The organism is Roseovarius roseus (assembly GCF_043355935.2).
Lineage (GTDB): Bacteria > Pseudomonadota > Alphaproteobacteria > Rhodobacterales > Rhodobacteraceae > Roseovarius > Roseovarius roseus.
The window spans coordinates 17,793-34,378 of record NZ_JBHFPE020000005.1; the positions used below are offsets into that span (position 1 = coordinate 17,793).

A 16,586-nucleotide genomic window follows, 5' to 3' on the forward strand; every position below is an offset into this window, starting at 1 on the left:
CGTCAATCTCGCCGCAGGTCTCAGCCCTTTCCAAGCGTCTGCCACCCCGCATCGGGCGCAAAGCGTGGCCCGTGCGCCGCCTCCAGCTCTTTCAGCCGCGATACAACCGCGTCGATGCCACGCGCGCGGGCGTAGTGCATCGGCCCGCCGCGGAACGGCGCCCAGCCGGTGGCAAAGATCATCGCCGCGTCCACATCGTCCGGCTCCTTGACAACATCCTTGCGCAAAACCTCTACACAGGCGTTCAACATCGGCAGAATCAGCCGGTCTGTCAGATCCTCCGGCGCGCCCTCGTCGCTACCCGGATGCGGGGTGCCGTCCGACCAGTCGTAGAACCCGCGCCCTGCCTTCTTGCCTGTCTCGCCCGCCGCCACCTTGTCGCGCAGCGTGTCCGAGATAGACGCTAGCGGCACATCCAGACCCTCCGACAGGCTGATCGCCACATGCAACCCGATATCGAGGCCCACCTGATCGGCCAGTGTCACCGGCCCCATTGGCATGCCAAAGCGCAGCGCTGCCGTGTCGATCACCTCTTTCGGCACGCCCTCATCCATCAGCGCCATTGCCTCCATCATGTAGGGTACCAGCGCCCGGTTCACGAGAAAGCCGGGATAGTCGCCCACATGCACAGGCAGTTTCTTGATCGCACCGCAAAAGGCGGCAAGGCGGCTGACCGTGTCATCCGAGGTTTGTGCGCCCTTGATCACCTCGACAAGGTCGATGCGCGACACCGGGTTGAAGAAATGCAGCCCGGCGAACCGCGCAGCGTCGGGCGCATGCGCCGCCAGATCATCGACCGAAAGGCTGGAAGTGTTGCTGGCCAGGATTGCCTCCGGCTTCATCCGCGCCTTCAGATCCTCGTAGATCTTTTGCTTGATCTCGGTTTTCTCGGGCCCCGCCTCGATGATCAGATCCGCGAGCGCCAGTCCATGCCCGCCCGGATCCGGCATCATCCGGTCCATCGCATCGCGCGCATCGATACTACTCAGGTGTTTAGAGCCGCATATCTCACGCGCCAGATTGACCGCGCGCCCCAGCGCCTCGGGCGACGTGTCGCCCAGCGTCACGCGCTTGCCGCGGATGGCGGACATGGCGGCAATCTCGGCCCCCATCGCGCCCGCACCGATCACATGGACATGGGCAATCCCATCGTCGCCCTTGGCATTGCCGCGCAGCCGCTGACGCAGGAAAAACGCGCGCTGCAGGTTCTTTGACGTGTCCGTCTGCAAGAGCTTGCCGAAGGACCTGATCTCGGCCTCCTGCATCGGCTTGGCATCATCCCCGTGCTCTTCCCACAGGTCGATCAGCGCATGGGGCGCCGGATAATGCGCCTTGGGCGCCTTTTTCTCGGTCTGGCTGCGCATTTGCCGCGCCGCATAGCCGCGCGCGGTCGCGTAACTCATCGCGCGGGCCTTCAGCCCCGGCTCGCGCCCTTCCAGCTTGCCGTCGGCGGCGGCGCGCACCGCGTCGGCGACGTGCCGCTCTTCCACCACGGCATCAAGAAGGCCCAGTTTCTTGGCCTTTTTCGTATGCGCGGTCTTGCCGGTCAGCATCAGTGTCATCGCCTCGACCGGGTCGATCAGGGCAAGCGACCGGAAGGTGCCGCCCAGACCGGGATGCAGGCCCAGCTGTACCTCGGGAAAGGCAAAGGATGCACCTCGGACGCCGATGCGGTGGTCACAGGCCAGCGCCATTTCGAAGCCGCCCCCCAGACAGGCGCCATGCACGACGCAGATCGTCGGACATTTGAGGGCCGCCAACCTGTCAAAGACAGCATGCCCCTCGCGCAGCAGCGTTTCAGGATCGTCGGCCACATCCTTGAATTCCGAGATGTCGGCCCCGGCGGCAAATCCACCCTCCTTGGCCGAGCGGATGACCAGCGCCTTGGGCAAATCAGCCTCCGCAGCGGCCAGATGGGCATCCAGCTCTTCCAGCACTTTGCGGGAGATGAAGTTCGTTCCGCCCGCCTCGCAATCCATGACCAGCCACAGGATGCCATCTGCATCCCGCCCGCTGCGCCAATTACCTTGGCGGTCTTTTGCGCCGCCCATCTCGCGCAGCTCGGTGCCCAGAAATTGCATTACCGATCCGGTCATCGCACAGCCTCCAGCATCATGGCGCCGCCTAGCCCGCCACCGATACATTCGGTGGCGATGCCGCGCTTGGCGCCGCGTTTCTTCATTGCATTGGCAAGGTGCAGCACGATGCGGTTGCCGCTGGTGCCCACCGGATGCCCCAAGGAAATCGCGCCGCCATCGACATTCAGCCGGTCGCGGTCAATCTTGCCAAAGGCAGCATCGTATCCCAGCACCTCGCGGCAGAAATCCTCATGATCCCAGGCGGCGACGCAGGACAACACCTGCGCGGCGAACGCCTCGTTCAACTCCCACAGGTCGATATCATTCAGGCTCAGATTATGCCTCTGCGCGATCGGCGTTGACGCCAGAACCGGACCGAGGCCCATGACCGACGGATCCAGTCCGGCCCATTCGCTGTCGGAGATCTCTGCCAGAGGCTCCAGCCCGTGCAGATCTACCGCCTTTTGCGACGCGACGATCACCCAGCTGGCGCCATCGGTGATCTGGCTGGAATTTCCCGCCGTCACCTTACCATAGGGTTTCTCAAACACCGGTTTCGGCTTGGACAGACCCTCCATGTCGCTATCGGGACGCACGCCGTCATCATGGTCATAAACGGTGCCATCAGGGCCGAAGGCAGGCGTGACCTCACGGTCGAGCGTGCCGTCCTTCTGCGCGGCGGCAAGGCGGTGATGGCTCTGCATCGCGTATTCATCCGCCATCTTGCGCGTGATGCCAAAGCGATGCGCGAGGATTTCAGCAGTCTGGCCCATCCCCAGCTCGGTGATCGGGTCGGTCAGTCCGCGCTCAAGCCCGATGACGGGCTTGAAGAAGTCAGGCCGCAGGCCTCCCAGCATCTTGAGCTTGTCCATCGGGCTGCGTGCGGCGCTGAGATTGCCCAACCACTCGGCCGCCGATTGGCGCAGGATAAGGGGCGTATGGCTCAGCGCCTCGGCCCCGCCCGCGAGGATCATGTCATGGCTGCCGTCCCGGATATAGCGGTATGCGGTGTCGATGCTCTGCATCCCCGAGCCGCAGTTGATCTGCATGGTAAAGGCCACCATCCGCTCGCCCAGCCCAAGGCGCAGGGCGGCGACGCGGGCCGGGTTCATCTCGTCGGCCATCACGTTGACGCAGCCGAGAATGCACAAATCAAACGCCTCGCGCGCAAAAGGCTGACGCGCCAGAAGGGGGCGCCCGCATTGCACTGCGAGGTCGACGGGTGTGAAGGGGCCGGGCGTACCGCGCGCCTTCAGAAAGGGCGTGCGCGTTCCGTCCACCAAGAAGACTCTTTGCGGGTCAGTCATTCTGCGGCCTCCTGCGGTGTGTCCTTGGATGCGAGCCTGTTATGCGCGTTAGGCTCGTAATTTCTGAAATATCGCGGCAATTCTTCGGGGGTAAAGTCGTCGACCGCGATGACGCGCGCAACCAGGTCGTTCATCTCGGTGATCTGTGCCAACTCGGCCTCGCTCACAAGGCCCGCCTCGCGCCCCTCCTGGGGCGTTTTGCGCGCATCGCGCAGACGCTTCATCACGGGGGCCATCGCGTTGACGCGCGCATAGCACTGGTCAAGGAGCGATATGCCCGGATGCGTGCAGCCGCCCCCGATCCCGCCGGTGATCCGGTCGCGGGTGGGTGAGGGGGCATAGATCAGGTCGCTGCATGTTTCGACCAGCCGGTCATCCGGCCCTTTTTCCCGCCGCCCGGGCCACGTGATGCCGCGCAGCAGCGAAGCTGCCCAGCGCGCAGGCAAATTGACGATCACATCATCCAGCGAGGTTTGAATCCGCTGAAACCCCGCCTCGGCGGCATAGTTCAGCACAGGCAGATCGGCCTCTTGCCGGCCCTCATCCTCCCACCGCTTCAACGCGGCCGAGAGGATATACATTTCGGACAGGATGTCGCCCATCCGGGTCGACAGCATTTCCTTGCGCTTCAGTGCGCCGCCCAGCGTCAGGAAGCAAAAATCTGCTGTCAGCGCATAGGCCGCGGACCAACGGCCCAGCCTGCGATAGATATGCGTCGCGGGCCCCGCATCCGGCGCAGGCGCGAACCGCCCCCCGGTCAGCGCGCGGCCCCAGGCGCGAAACAGTGTCTTGGTCGTGTGCCCGATATGTGCCCAGACGGATTTGTCGAAAGCCTCTAGTGATTTCGTTCGATCCGGCTCCTGCAACGCCATCATGTTGTCCAACATATGAGGATGCGCCCGGATCGAGCCTTGGCCGAATATGATGAGGCTGCGCGTCACGATATTCGCGCCTTCCACCGTGATCCCGATGGGCACGGCGCGATAAAGGGACTGCAGATAGTTGGACGGCCCGTCGATCACCGCCTTGCCGGAATGCACGTCCATCGCGTCATTCAGCGCCTCGCGCATCCGAAAGGTCGCGTGTGCCTTCATGATGGCCGAGATCACGGACAGCGCGCGCCCCTCATCCAGCCCCGCGCAGGTCAGGTGACGGGCGGCATCCATCGAATAGGCGTCGGCGGCCAGCTTGCCCATGGGCATCTGCACGCCGCCGAACTTGCCGATGGGCAGGCGGAATTGCTCGCGGATGCGGGCATAGGCGCCGGTAGTATGTGCGCTCAGCGCAATGGCAGCGCAACCCATCGAGGGCAGCGAAATGCCTCGCCCGGCGGCCAGCGCGCTCATCAGCATCATCCATCCGCGTCCCGCATAGTCCGGCCCGCCGATGATGTTTTCCAGCGGAATGAACACATCCTTGCCGGTGGTCGGCCCGTTCATGAACATGGTCGACGCGGGGATATGGCGCCGCCCCGTCTCGACCCCATCAAGGTCCGTGGGCACCAGCGCGCAGGTGATCCCGATATCCTCGGTATCGCCGATCAGGCCATCCGGATCGCGCAGCTTGAAGGCAAGGCCCAAAACGCTGCAAACGGGTGCAAGCGTGATATATCGCTTGGCCCAGTTCAGGCGGATGCCCAGCACGTCCTCGCCCTGCCACTGACCGCGGCAAATGACGCCCTCATCGATCATCGCGCCAGCGTCCGATCCGGCCTCGGCGCTGGTCAGGCCAAAGGCCGGCAGTTCGCGCCCATCTGCCAGACGCGGCAGCCAATAATCCTGCTGCTCTTTCGTGCCGAATTGATGCAGCAATTCGCCCGGCCCCAGCGAGTTGGGGACCATCACCGTCACTGCCGCCGCCACCGACCGGGTCGAGATGAAGCGCACGATCTCGCTATGAGCAAAGGCGGAAAACTCCAGCCCGCCATGTGATTTCGGGATGATCACCCCGAAGAAGCCATTCTTGCGCAGAAACTCCCACACTTCCGGCGACAGATCGGCAGTGTCCTGATTGATGCTCCAGTCATCCAGCATCTCGCAAAGCTGACGGCAGGGCCCGTCAAGGAACGCCTGCTCTTCCTCGGTCAGCTTGGGCGCCTTGACCGCATGCAGTTTGGACCAGTCCGGATTGCCCGAAAAGAGCTCTTTCTCCCACCAGACCTCGCCGGCGTTCAGCGCCTCGCTTTCGGTCTCGGACAAGGCCGGCAGCGCCTTCTTGGCCCAGCCGTGAACAGGCCGTGTGATGTAATTCGCTCGAAACGAAGACATGGGCAGACTCCCTCCTCTGCAGGCTCAACGCCCCGCGATGCGTCCGTGTTCCCTGCGCCCGAGGCGTCCGCCGAGGGCCGGTCAGAATCGGCTCCGCATCTGCCGATGACCTTATCATCAAAGGCGCATCGGTCCTATCGGACCTTAACGTAAAGCAAATCGCAAGAGGGCTATCGCCCCTTGAGAGGCTTCTGCCGCGACGTCATGTCGTCAGATCGATCTCCGGCTGCGCCTTGGTCAGATCATCCAATGCGCGCAACTGGCCGATCAGAGCTTCCATCTTGTCCACCGGGATCATGTTTGGTCCGTCGCTGGGCGCATTATCCGGGTCCTCATGGGTTTCGATGAAAAGGCCCGAGACGCCCACCGCCACGGCCGCCCGCGCCAGCACTGGCGCGAATTCGCGCTGCCCGCCCGAGGTGGTTCCCTGCCCGCCGGGCTGCTGCACCGAATGGGTCGCATCGAAGACCACCGGATAGCCCGTCCGCGCCATCGTGGGCAGCCCGCGAAAATCACTGACCAGCGTGTTATAGCCAAAAGACGTGCCCCGATCGCAGAGCATGATCCGCGTATTCCCGGTGCTGGCGATCTTCTCGGCCACGTTGCCCATGTCCCAGGGTGCCAAGAACTGGCCCTTCTTGACGTTGATCGCACAGCCCGTCTCGCCGGCGGCCAGCAAAAGGTCGGTCTGGCGGCAGAGGAAGGCGGGGATCTGGATCACGTCCACCACCTCGCCCGCGGGCGCACATTGGTGGGCGTCATGCACATCCGTCAGAACGGGACAGCCGAACTCGTCCCGGATCTTGGACAGGATCGTCAGACCCTCCTCCATCCCAAGTCCCCGCTGCGTCGACAGGGATGACCGGTTCGCCTTGTCATAGCTGGCCTTGAAGATGAACCGCGTGCCCGTGGGCGCACAGGCCTCGGCGATCCGGCTCGCCATCATGCGGGCATGATCGAGGCTCTCCAACTGGCACGGCCCGGTGATAAGCGCGAAGGGCGTGCGCGCGCCGATCTTGATATCGCCGACGGTGATTTGCCTTGTCTCGATCATTGTGCCTCCAATGCCGCCTCGATGCGGGCGACGTCTTCGGGGTTGTTCAGCTCCCAGAATACCCGTCCGCGCGCGTCCACCTCGACGCAGCGCACCGGCATTCCGGCGGCCAGAAAGCGCAGCTGTTCCAGCCCTTCCAGCGTCTCCAGCGTGCTGACGGGCGCGTCCATATAGGCCTGTAGCGCCTTGGGCCGGTAGGCGTAAACGCCGACGTGATGAAAGACCGGGATCGGCTCGGGCAGCTTGCCGGGGGCGATATAGGGCAGCACTTCCTTGGAGAAATAAAGCGCGTTCCGGTGCTGATCAAAGACTGCCGTGGTGCCTCCAACGCGGCCATTCTGGCGGTCCTCGACAAAATTCTCATAAGTCTGCCGATCACAGCGCAGCACGGGCGTTGCCATCGACACGGTCGGGTCGGTCTGCATCGCCGTGATCAGCTTTTCCACGAACCAAGGCGGCGTCAGCGGCGCGTCGCCCTGGAAATTGACAACCAGATCGGGCGTGGCGTCCAGCTGCGCCAGCGCATCGGCGCAGCGCGCGGTGCCGTTCTCGCATTCCTCCGAGGTCATCACCACATCCGCGCCAAACCCGCGCGCATGCTCGGCGATGCGCACATCGTCGGTGGCGACATAGACGGCATCGATGCCCTCGATGGCGCTGGCCGCCTCCCAGCTCATGCGGATCAGGCTTTTGTCGCTGCCGTCCTTCTGGCGCAGCTCCACCAGCGGCTTGCCGGGATAGCGGGTCGAGGCGTAGCGGGCCGGGATGAAGATGACGGTTTTCATGTTGTGCCTTGCGATTGGATACCGGGTTCATACACCACAACGCTGGCGCGGGGGCAATCGTCAGCCGCGCCGCAGCGTGTTCAGCGCCCGCCCCTCGACGCCGATGCGCACCCACAGCATCGCGGCGTTCAGCAGGGTAAAGAGGACGGCGACCCAGACCAGCCCCAGCACCATGGGCGCGACGATGATCTCGGCCACGACCAGCGTATAGTTGGGATGGCGCAGGTAGCGGAACGGGCCGCGTGTCACCAATGGTTCGGGCAGGATGATGATCCGCGTGGTCCAGCGCCGGCCCAGCGTGGCAAGGATCCAGACGCGCAATCCCTGAAGCAGTGCGAAGGCCACCAGCCAGCCCAGCGACACCGGATTGTCATAGCCAAAGGCGATCAGGCATCCGATCCAAAGGCTATGCAGCGCCACCATTGCCGGGTAATGCGCGGCCCCCACTTCATACGCACCGCGTGCCATCAGATACGCAGTATTGCGCCGTGCCAGCACCAGCTCGCTCAGGCGCTGGGCGACGATGAAGACAAGGAAAAGGACCGCGCCGGTTTCCATCAGGCCGGCCCTTCCTTTGCATTTATCGGGAGGTAGGAGGCGGTAAATCCCGGTCCCAGCGCACAGGCCATCATCTGGCCGGTCGCGCCTGCATCCAGCACCGCGCGCAGAACGAAAAGCACGGTGGGCGCGGACATGTTGCCGCAGCGGCGCAGAACCTCGCGCTCGGCACCCAGGCTACCGGCCGCCAGATCCATCGCACCCTCGATCGCCTCGATCACCTTGGCGCCGCCGGGATGACAGACATAGCGGTCGATCTGCTGCGGGTTCAGCCCCGCCGCCGCCAGTGCACCTCGGGTTGCGTGGGCAAATTCTTCGCTCACGAAGGCTGGTATGGACCTGTCAAAGACGACGCCCAGCCCGACATCGTCCACGTCCCACCCCATGATATTCAGCGTGTCCGGCCATGTCTGCTGATGGCCGTGGCCCAGCGTGATTTGCGCGCCGTCCGGCGCGTCCGCTGCAAGGCAAGCCGCCGCTGCCCCGTCGCCAAAAAGCACGGCTGCGATGATGTCTGCCTTTTGCAGCCGGTCGGCCCGAAAGGCGAGCGAGCAGGTCTCGATTACGACCAGCAGTACCTTGGCCCCCGGTCGTCCCCGCGCCAGCGCCGCCGCGGTCGAGAGGCCACTGACCCCGCCCGCGCAGCCAAGCCCAAAGACCGGCACGCGCATCACGTCTTGGCGAAAGCCCATCTCGCCCGCCACCTGTGCCTCCAGCGTGGGGGTGGCGATGCCGGTTGAGGATACGGTGACGATGCAATCGACCTCATGCGCAGCCCATCCCGCATCGGCCAGCGCCTTGACAGCCGCGTCGATGAAAAGGGCGCGCGCGCCAGTGATGTACGCAGCGCTGCGGTCCTTCCAGCCGTGATCGTGCGAGAACCAGTCCAGCGGCACGACGGAATGGCGCTGCTCAATCCCGGATGTGCCAAAAGTCTTGGCCAGACGCTCGAACTGGGGATATCTATCGCCAAAGATCACGGCGGCCTTCTGAGCGACGTCGGACTGGCGCAGGCGATGCGGCGGCAGCGCCGTGGCGAGCCCATGAAGATAGACAGTCATATCAGATCCTCTGTGCGGTCAGGTCTGATCCGTCATATGTCAGGCCATGGGTTTAGTTAGCCCAATCTTTTGCGACAGCCACTGGTTCCCCGAAATCGCAGGTCCACCCAGCATCTGTTCAGGAGCGGATCCAGCCAAAGGGCAGGCCGGTGATCAGCTGGCGCAGGCCGAGGGCCGCCCCGGCAAAGATCCCGGCAAATACGATGGGCGCGTTGAATGTCATCAGCGAAAAAGCCGACATGCCTTGCCCGATGGTGCATCCCATAGCCAGCGCCGCCCCGAACCCCATCAGGATCGCACCCAGAACCTGCCGCTTCAGCTCGCGCGGGTCCTCGCAGGCCTCCCAGCGGAAATGGCCCTTGATCAGGCTGCCCGCGAATGCGCCCAAGAGCACTCCGGCCACCGATCCGACGCCGAAGGTCAGCCCGCCGCCGCTGGACGTCATCAGGAAGATCAGCGATTCGCCCAGGGGTGACGTGAAGGTATGGCTGTTGACCGGATAGACGCCAAAGCCATTATCGGCGACCCATTGCGTGCCCGCCCAGCCCGTGACGATGGCCACCCCTGCAAGCGCGCCCCAGATCATTGCCTTGGCGCTGTGCAGAAAATCGCGCGACCAGAGCGACCAGAGCGTCACCGCCGCGCTGGCAGCCAGCCCCCAAAGGACGGGCGCAACGCCGGTGATGGCGCCCAGCGCCTCGGGATAGCTGCGCAGGCCGGTCGGCATCTGCGTGGCCTCCAGCCCCGCAAGGCGAAGATGCGCCAGCGGGCCAGAGAGGGCGAAATAGGTGCTGATGCCCATGACGACCACGATCACGAAGGATCGCAGATCGCCGCCCCCGAACCGCGCCAGCGCGCCAAAGCCGCAATTGCCCGCAAGCGACATGCCATAACCGAACAGCAGACCGCCCAGCACGCCGAAAACAGGCGACCACGGGGCGAGGTGATAGATCGTCTGCGCCGGATCCAGCGCACCGATGGCCACCAGCCCGAACGCGCCCAGACCGGCAACACCGATGGCCAGCCCCCACATGCGCAGGCGCACCGAATCCGCTTGGTAGAGATAATCCTCGATCGCGCCCAGCGTACAGAACCGCCCCAGAAGCGCCGCCAGCCCCAGGATGATCCCGCCGCCCAGCCCGATCAGCGCCAGCAGCGCGGCATCGCTCAGCCCGCCTAGCATCTGATAGGCCCCGCCAAGGGGCCGCGCCTATGCCTCCTTGCAAAAGAGGTCATAGACCAAATCCAGAATTTGCACGGCGCGCGGATCGGTTAGCCGGTAGTAGATCGCCTTGCCCTCGCGCCGGGGTGTTACCAGCCCCTCGGTGCGCAACCGCGACAATTGCTGCGACACGGCGGCCTGCCGCGAAGACAGCAGCTGCTCCAGCTCGGTCACGGATTTCTCGCCGGTCGCCAGGTGGCACAGGATCATCAACCGCCCTTCGTGACAGATCGCCTTCAGGAAATGCGCCGCATTCTGGGCATTTTTCATCATCCGCTCAATTTCGGTGTCGGACATGTCCTTGGTGATGACGGGCAATGACATAAGGGCTGAAATTCCGCTTTTTTGGGGACTTATCTAACGGCTAGAGAGGCCTGTGGCAATTTTTTTGCGATGGCACGATCCGGTCGCGCGATTTGGATTGGCGCGGCTCAATCGTCCGGCTGCGCCTTAATATCGTGCTCGTCCAGCAGGTTGCCCAGGACGAACCAGAAGAATTCGTCGCCCGCATATCCCTCCATCCGGCCCAGTTCCTTGCCGTCCTCGACCAGAATGAAAGTGGGGGTGAAGACCGGGCGCGAGGCAAACTCGATATCCTCCGGAAGATCGCGCAGATCGACACGCCGCAGGGGCGCGCGCGCACCCTCGTCGGTCTTGGGATAGATATGCGAGATTTCCTCGTTCCACTGGGCGCACCAGTGACAGCCGTCCTGCTCGACCATGACCAAGGTCGCGGCCGCCGCAGGCAGCGTAAGGCACATCATGAGAAGAGCGAGAGCCAAGCGTTTCATCAGGGTTCCCGATTGACGAAGCGTGAAGATATAAAATAACTTGAATATGTAATCAGCACAAGTCGCGAGGAGGAGCGCCCGTGTTCGATGTATCCCTCATGGGGGCCTTTCTGGGTGGGCTGATCGTTTTCTTCTCACCCTGCATCTTGCCGATCGTGCCGTTCTATCTCAGCTACATGGCCGGCGCGTCCATGTCCGAAATCAGCGCCGAGGGCAAATTGGCGCCAGGCGTGCGCCAGAGGGCGTTCTTCGCGTCCATCATGTTCTCGCTGGGTATCATCACGGTCTTTGTCCTGTTGGGCGCGGCGGCCTATGGCCTCAGCCAGACGTTTCGCAGCATGCAGACGGAATTTCGCCTGTTCGCTGCGCTGGTGGTGCTGGTGATGGGCCTGCATTTCCTTGGCGTGTTTCGTATCGGATTTCTCAACCGCGCCTTTCAGATGGATGCGGGCGACACGAAAAACATGTCCGTCCTGGGGGCCTATGTTGTCGGCTTTGCTTTCGCCGCCGGCTGGACGCCCTGCGTCGGCGGCGTGCTGACTGCCGTCGTCTTTACCGCCAGCACCGAGGCGACGGCGATGCGGGGGCTGGTTCTCTTGCTGGTCTTCGGGGTGGCGATGACGGCGCCCTTCGTGATCTCGTCACTATTCATCGGGCCATTCCTGAAATTCGCATCCAAGTTCCGTCGCCACCTGCCCAAGGTCGAAAAGGCGATGGGCCTTTTGCTGATCCTCTTTGCGGCGCTCATCGCCACTGACAGCGTCAATGTCATTGCGCAGTGGATGCTGGACACCTTTCCTGCCTTTCAGAACATCTAGGGAGACTGATCCATGAAACGACTGATAGCTCTTTTCGCCCTGATCCTGCTGCCCGCGCTGGGCATGGCCGCCGAGGTGGGGGATGACGGCCTGCACAAGCAGGACTGGATGCGCGACACGTTCAAGGACCTCAACGAGGATCTGGCCGAGGCAAACGCCGAGGACAAACGCCTGGTCGTGATGGTCGAGCAGCGCGGCTGCATCTATTGCGCCAAGATGCACAAGGAAGTCTTCTCACGCGAGGATGTGTCCAGCTATATCCGCGACAATTTCTTCGTGGTGCAGATAAACCTGCACGGCGACACGGAGATCACCGATTTCGACGGCGAGACGCTGAGCGAAAAGGACGCTGCGCGCAAATGGGGCCTGCTCTTTACACCGTCGATTCTCTTCCTGCCCGAAGAGGTCGAGGAGGGTGCGACTGCGCAGAGCGCCGCCGTCGCACTGATGCCGGGGGCGTTCGCAGCGGGGACGACGCTGGATATGTTCACTTGGGTCAATGAGAAGCGCTACGCGCTTGATTCAGAGGAAGATTTTCAGCGCTATCACGCCCGCCGCATCCAGGAACGTAACGACGGAAAAACGGATTAATTGCAGTCTCTGCCAGTTGAGCCGGAAGTTATACTTGCTTGATGGTGGCACTGCATCCTAGAGTATGCCAAGTCTTGAATGTGTTTGGGAGGACGCATGGAACGCAAATTTCTCGTGATAATGGCTTTTGCCGCATCGACCGGTGCCGCCGCCGCAGAGATCGCGCCGTCTGACGTGTCCTACGTCGATGGCAGCGTCGAATCGTCGCTGACCGGTACGCCGGGCGACCCGGAGAACGGGCGCAAGATCGTCGGTGACAAGGGGCAGGGAAACTGTGTGGCCTGCCATCAGGTCAGCGATCTGGCAGACGTGCCGTTTCAGGGTGAAATCGGCCCGATGCTGGACGGCACGGGCGCACGGTGGAGCGAGGCGGAACTGCGTGGCATCGTCTCGAACGCCAAGATGATGTTCCCCGAAAGCCTGATGCCGTCCTTCTACAAGACCGAGGGATTCATCCGGCCGGGCAACGCCTATACCGGCAAGGCGGCTGACGATTCGTTCGGCCCCCTGCTGGAGGCGCAGCAGATTGAGGACGTGGTCGCTTACCTGACCACTCTGACGGAATACTGAGAACACTCCTCTCGCAAGGGGGATGATGGCCCGGACGGGTCAGAATGACGGCCCGTTGGGCCAAACGGAGGTTTATGACATGCAACTGACACGACGCGATGCAATTCTGATGGGGGCCGGCGCATTGCTGGTGGCCGGGCTGCCCCTGCGCGCTTCGGCCGCGGGCGAGGATGCGATCGCAGCCTTCACCGGCGGCGCCGAGGTTGGCGAAGGCGACATCACGCTGACCGCCCCCGAGATCGCCGAGAACGGCAACACGGTTCCGATCGAAGTGTCCTCGGAGACCGCGACCGAGATCATGGTGCTTGCCCTCGGCAACCCGACGCCCGCTGTGGCGACATTCAAATTCGGACCGTTGGCCGCGGCGCGCGCCGCCTCGACCCGTATCCGGCTCGCCGGCACCCAGGACGTGGTGGCCATCGCCAAGCTGGAGGATGGCTCGTTCGTCAAGGCGTCGTCCACGGTCAAGGTAACAATCGGCGGCTGCGGCGGCTAAAAGGAGGTCAAGAAAATGGCAGAAGGTGTAAAACCCCGCGTCAAAGTCCCGTCATCGGCATCGGCCGGCGAAGCGATCGTCATCAAGACGCTCATCAGCCACAAGATGGAGTCCGGGCAGCGCAAGGATAGCGACGGCAACGTCATTCCGCGCTCGATCATCAATCGCTTCACCTGTGATTTCAACGACCAGAACGTCGTCGACATCACGCTGGAGCCGGCGATTTCGACCAACCCGTATATGGAGTTCGAAGCGACCGTGCCGGAAACGGGCGAGTTCAAGTTCACCTGGTACGACGATGACGGCTCGGTCTACGAGGAAAGCAAGAAGATCACCGTCGAGTGAGCCAATTGTCTTGGGAGGGACAAGGATGAAACGACTGACCGCCACCATCACTGCCGGCCTCATGGCCGGGACACTGGCATCGGCAGACCCGGTGGACGACACCCTTGTCCTGAACGGGGAGACCGAGATTACCACACGTGCCGAAGCGCCCCCCGCGGTTGAGGGGGCCCTGGACGAGGTGATCTCGGGCTGGCACTACCGCGGCGACGAGACGCGCGTGATGCAGGCCGATGATTTCGACAACCCCGGCATGATCTTTGTCGAGCAGGCCACGGATGTCTGGAACACTGCCGAGGGATCGGCGGGCAAGTCCTGCGCCGATTGCCATGGCGACCCCGAGGAAATGGCCGGGGTGCGTCCGGTCTATCCCAAGTGGAACGAAGAGGCAGGCGAGGTCCGCACCATGGAGATGCAGATCAACGACTGCCGCGAGACCGAGATGGGTGCCGAACCGTGGAAGTACACCGGGAACGAGATGGTCAACATGACCGCTCTCATGGCCTCGGTGTCGCGCGGATTGCCGGTCAACGTGGCTACCGATGGCCCCGTCCAGTCGACATGGGAGCAGGGCAAGGAGCTGTACTACACACGCTTCGGTCAGCTTGAGTTGGCCTGTGCCTCCTGCCACGAGGCGAATAACGGCATGATGATCCGCGCGGATCACCTGAGCCAGGGCCAGATCAACGGCTTCCCGGTCTACCGCCTCAAGAATACCAAGCTGAATGCGGTGCACTCACGCTTCAAGGGCTGTGTGCGCGATACCCGCGCCGAGACCTTCGAGGCCGGCAGCCCCGAATTCGTCGCGCTTGAGCTTTATGTCGCCTCGCGCGGCAACGGTCTGGACGTCGAAGGCCCGTCCGTCCGCAACTGATCCGGAAGCGCCCCGCACGGTCACCCGTGTGGGGCGTTTTTGTCTCAATACATTCAGGAACACGCATATGATATCCCGGCGCGATTTTCTTCAAACCAGCATGGCGGCCAGCGCGATCCTTGGCGCATCGGGCTTTGGCCAGTGGGGCCGCATTGCCGCTCAGCAAAGCCTGTCGCAGGACCAATTGCTTGAGTTCGATACGTTCGGGAATGTCTCGCTGATCCATATCACCGACATTCACGCGCAGCTGAAACCGATCTACTTCCGGGAGCCGTCGGTCAATCTGGGCGTCGGCCCGAACAAGGGTGAGGTGCCGCATATCACCGGCGCCGATTTCCGCAGGCTCTACGGCATCGAGGACGGCTCCTACGCGCATTACGCGCTGTCTTCGGGCGACTTTACCGCCCTGGCGCAGGCCTATGGCCGCGTCGGCGGGATGGACCGCGTGGCCACGGTGATCAACAGCATCCGCGCCGACCGGCCTGACGCGCTGCTGCTGGACGGCGGCGACACCTGGCATGGCAGCTATACCTGCCACCAGACCCAGGGGCAGGACATGGTTACGGTGATGAACGCGCTCAAGCCGGATGCGATGACGTTCCACTGGGAATTCACGCTGGGCTCCGAGCGTGTGCGCGAGATTGTCGAAGGCTTGCCTTTCGCCGCCCTGGGCCAGAACATCTTTGACGCCGAATGGGACGAGCCTGCCGAGATGTTCCCGCCCTACCAGTTCTACGAGCGCGGCGGCGTCAAGATCGCCGTGATCGGCCAGGCCTTTCCCTACATGCCCATCGCCAACCCCGGCTGGATGTTCCCCGAATACTCCTTCGGTATCCGCGACGAGCATATGCAGGCAATGGTCGATGAGGTCCGCAGCCAGGGCGCCGAACTGGTCGTCTGCCTCAGCCATAACGGCTTTGACGTGGACAAGAAGATGGCCAGCGTCGTCACCGGCATCGACGTGATCCTCTCGGGTCACACCCACGATGCCCTGCCCGAGCCTGTATTGGTGGGCGAGACGATCATCGTCGCCAGCGGCTCGAACGGCAAGTTCGTCAGCCGCGTCGATCTGGACGTGCGCGACGGGCGCATGATGGGCTTCCGCCACAAGCTGATCCCGATCCTGTCGGACGTGATCGAGCCGGACAAGGAGGTCGCCGCCGTCATCGACGAAGTGCGTGCCCCATACGAGGACGCACTGGCCGAGGTGATCGGCAAGACCGACAGCCTTCTTTATCGCCGCGGCAATTTCAACGGCACCTGGGATGACGTGATCTGCGACGCGCTGTTGTCCGAGCGGGACGCCGAAATCGCGCTCAGCCCCGGCGTGCGCTGGGGCCCGTCAATGCTGCCCGGTCAGGACATCACCCGCGAGGATCTGTGGAACGTCACCTCCATGTCCTACCCCGAGGCATATCGCACCGAGATGACGGGTGAGTATCTCAAGGTCGTGCTCGAGGATGTGGCCGACAACATCTTCAACCCCGATCCCTACTACCAGCAGGGCGGCGACATGGTGCGCACCGGGGGCCTTGGCTATCGCATCGACATCAGCAAGCCGCAGGGCGAGCGCATCAGCAACATGGTGCTGCTCAAATCCGGCGAAGCGATCGATCCGTCCCGTAGCTATCAGGTCGCGGGCTGGGCCTCGGTCAACGAGGGCACGGAAGGCCCGCCGATCTGGGACGTGGTCGAGGCGCATATCCGCACAAAAGGCACGGTCAGCGCGCCGGGCGTAGACAGTGTCGAGGTCGTAGGCCTGTGACTGACAA

General features: G+C 63.2%; 17 protein-coding genes. 7 read left to right on the forward strand and 10 right to left on the reverse strand.

Annotation, left to right across the window (positions count from 1 at the left end; all coding sequences use genetic code 11):
* Positions 1–20: 20 nt before the first annotated feature.
* From ACEWPL_RS10105 to ACEWPL_RS10150, 10 genes are all read right to left on the reverse strand, one after another.
* Positions 21–2,096, reverse strand: a complete 2,076-nt coding sequence (locus ACEWPL_RS10105) for a 3-hydroxyacyl-CoA dehydrogenase NAD-binding domain-containing protein (protein WP_393934448.1) — start codon at positions 2,094–2,096, stop codon at positions 21–23.
* Positions 2,093–3,385, reverse strand: a complete 1,293-nt coding sequence (locus ACEWPL_RS10110; protein ID WP_393934447.1) for an acetyl-CoA C-acetyltransferase — start codon at positions 3,383–3,385, stop codon at positions 2,093–2,095. Before ACEWPL_RS10110 ends, ACEWPL_RS10105 begins: the two co-directional genes overlap by 4 nt.
* Positions 3,382–5,652, reverse strand: coding sequence for an acyl-CoA dehydrogenase (locus ACEWPL_RS10115; protein WP_393934446.1), 2,271 nt, complete (start codon positions 5,650–5,652; stop codon positions 3,382–3,384). The genes ACEWPL_RS10110 and ACEWPL_RS10115 overlap by 4 nt, the downstream gene beginning before the upstream one ends.
* A gap of 202 nt (positions 5,653–5,854) precedes the next feature.
* Positions 5,855–6,706 (reverse strand): 3-deoxy-8-phosphooctulonate synthase, encoded by an 852-nt coding sequence (gene kdsA / locus ACEWPL_RS10120; RefSeq protein ID WP_393934445.1) that lies wholly within the window; start codon positions 6,704–6,706, stop codon positions 5,855–5,857.
* Entirely contained in the window at positions 6,703–7,491 is a 789-nt protein-coding gene (locus tag ACEWPL_RS10125; RefSeq protein ID WP_393934444.1) for a 3-deoxy-manno-octulosonate cytidylyltransferase, read from the reverse strand. The genes kdsA and ACEWPL_RS10125 overlap by 4 nt, the downstream gene beginning before the upstream one ends.
* Positions 7,492–7,551: 60 nt before the next feature.
* Complete coding sequence (locus ACEWPL_RS10130; RefSeq protein ID WP_393934443.1) at positions 7,552–8,049, reverse strand: isoprenylcysteine carboxyl methyltransferase family protein; 498 nt, start codon at positions 8,047–8,049, stop codon at positions 7,552–7,554.
* Positions 8,049–9,110, reverse strand: a complete 1,062-nt coding sequence (locus ACEWPL_RS10135) for a type III polyketide synthase (RefSeq protein WP_393934442.1) — start codon at positions 9,108–9,110, stop codon at positions 8,049–8,051. The genes ACEWPL_RS10130 and ACEWPL_RS10135 overlap by 1 nt, the downstream gene beginning before the upstream one ends.
* A 118-nt stretch (positions 9,111–9,228) precedes the next feature.
* Positions 9,229–10,293, reverse strand: a complete 1,065-nt coding sequence (locus ACEWPL_RS10140) for a YeeE/YedE family protein (protein WP_393934441.1) — start codon at positions 10,291–10,293, stop codon at positions 9,229–9,231.
* Between the two features lie 27 nt (positions 10,294–10,320).
* Complete coding sequence (locus ACEWPL_RS10145) at positions 10,321–10,656, reverse strand: ArsR/SmtB family transcription factor (RefSeq protein ID WP_393934440.1); 336 nt, start codon at positions 10,654–10,656, stop codon at positions 10,321–10,323.
* Positions 10,657–10,763: 107 nt separating this feature from the next.
* Entirely contained in the window at positions 10,764–11,123 is a 360-nt protein-coding gene (locus ACEWPL_RS10150) for a hypothetical protein (protein ID WP_393934439.1), read from the reverse strand.
* Between the two features lie 80 nt (positions 11,124–11,203).
* Here ACEWPL_RS10150 and ACEWPL_RS10155 point away from each other — a divergent pair, with 80 nt between their 5' ends.
* From ACEWPL_RS10155 to soxB, 7 genes are all read left to right on the forward strand, one after another.
* Positions 11,204–11,941: a cytochrome c biogenesis CcdA family protein gene (locus ACEWPL_RS10155; protein ID WP_393934438.1), complete on the forward strand. Its 738-nt coding sequence runs from the start codon at positions 11,204–11,206 to the stop codon at positions 11,939–11,941.
* Between the two features lie 12 nt (positions 11,942–11,953).
* A complete protein-coding gene (locus ACEWPL_RS10160) occupies positions 11,954–12,532 on the forward strand; it encodes a thioredoxin family protein (protein ID WP_393934437.1) in 579 nt (192 codons plus the stop codon).
* Between the two features lie 96 nt (positions 12,533–12,628).
* The gene (gene soxX / locus ACEWPL_RS10165) at positions 12,629–13,102 is read left to right on the forward strand and encodes a sulfur oxidation c-type cytochrome SoxX (RefSeq protein ID WP_393934436.1); all 474 of its coding nucleotides are present in this window, start codon (positions 12,629–12,631) and stop codon (positions 13,100–13,102) included.
* A 79-nt stretch (positions 13,103–13,181) separates the two neighbouring features.
* The gene (gene soxY, locus ACEWPL_RS10170) at positions 13,182–13,598 is read left to right on the forward strand and encodes a thiosulfate oxidation carrier protein SoxY (RefSeq protein ID WP_393934435.1); all 417 of its coding nucleotides are present in this window, start codon (positions 13,182–13,184) and stop codon (positions 13,596–13,598) included.
* A 15-nt stretch (positions 13,599–13,613) separates the two neighbouring features.
* Positions 13,614–13,943, forward strand: coding sequence for a thiosulfate oxidation carrier complex protein SoxZ (gene soxZ, locus ACEWPL_RS10175; protein ID WP_393934434.1), 330 nt, complete (start codon positions 13,614–13,616; stop codon positions 13,941–13,943).
* A gap of 25 nt (positions 13,944–13,968) precedes the next feature.
* On the forward strand, positions 13,969–14,814 hold the full coding sequence (gene soxA / locus ACEWPL_RS10180) for a sulfur oxidation c-type cytochrome SoxA (protein WP_393934433.1): 846 nt from the start codon (positions 13,969–13,971) through the stop codon (positions 14,812–14,814).
* Between the two features lie 67 nt (positions 14,815–14,881).
* A complete protein-coding gene (soxB, locus tag ACEWPL_RS10185) occupies positions 14,882–16,579 on the forward strand; it encodes a thiosulfohydrolase SoxB (RefSeq protein ID WP_393934432.1) in 1,698 nt (565 codons plus the stop codon).
* Positions 16,580–16,586: the final 7 nt, after the last annotated feature.

Coding starts and splice junctions, on each gene's coding strand:
- ACEWPL_RS10105 (WP_393934448.1), bottom strand. CDS start 2,096: ATGACCGGATCGGTAATGCAATTTCTGGGCACCGAGCTGCGCGAGATG.
- ACEWPL_RS10110 (WP_393934447.1), bottom strand. CDS start 3,385: ATGACTGACCCGCAAAGAGTCTTCTTGGTGGACGGAACGCGCACGCCC.
- ACEWPL_RS10115 (WP_393934446.1), bottom strand. CDS start 5,652: ATGTCTTCGTTTCGAGCGAATTACATCACACGGCCTGTTCACGGCTGG.
- kdsA (WP_393934445.1), bottom strand. CDS start 6,706: ATGATCGAGACAAGGCAAATCACCGTCGGCGATATCAAGATCGGCGCG.
- ACEWPL_RS10125 (WP_393934444.1), bottom strand. CDS start 7,491: ATGAAAACCGTCATCTTCATCCCGGCCCGCTACGCCTCGACCCGCTAT.
- ACEWPL_RS10130 (WP_393934443.1), bottom strand. CDS start 8,049: ATGGAAACCGGCGCGGTCCTTTTCCTTGTCTTCATCGTCGCCCAGCGC.
- ACEWPL_RS10135 (WP_393934442.1), bottom strand. CDS start 9,110: ATGACTGTCTATCTTCATGGGCTCGCCACGGCGCTGCCGCCGCATCGC.
- ACEWPL_RS10140 (WP_393934441.1), bottom strand. CDS start 10,293: ATGCTAGGCGGGCTGAGCGATGCCGCGCTGCTGGCGCTGATCGGGCTG.
- ACEWPL_RS10145 (WP_393934440.1), bottom strand. CDS start 10,656: ATGTCATTGCCCGTCATCACCAAGGACATGTCCGACACCGAAATTGAG.
- ACEWPL_RS10150 (WP_393934439.1), bottom strand. CDS start 11,123: ATGAAACGCTTGGCTCTCGCTCTTCTCATGATGTGCCTTACGCTGCCT.
- ACEWPL_RS10160 (WP_393934437.1), top strand. CDS start 11,954: ATGAAACGACTGATAGCTCTTTTCGCCCTGATCCTGCTGCCCGCGCTG.
- soxX (WP_393934436.1), top strand. CDS start 12,629: ATGGAACGCAAATTTCTCGTGATAATGGCTTTTGCCGCATCGACCGGT.
- soxY (WP_393934435.1), top strand. CDS start 13,182: ATGCAACTGACACGACGCGATGCAATTCTGATGGGGGCCGGCGCATTG.
- soxZ (WP_393934434.1), top strand. CDS start 13,614: ATGGCAGAAGGTGTAAAACCCCGCGTCAAAGTCCCGTCATCGGCATCG.
- soxA (WP_393934433.1), top strand. CDS start 13,969: ATGAAACGACTGACCGCCACCATCACTGCCGGCCTCATGGCCGGGACA.
- soxB (WP_393934432.1), top strand. CDS start 14,882: ATGATATCCCGGCGCGATTTTCTTCAAACCAGCATGGCGGCCAGCGCG.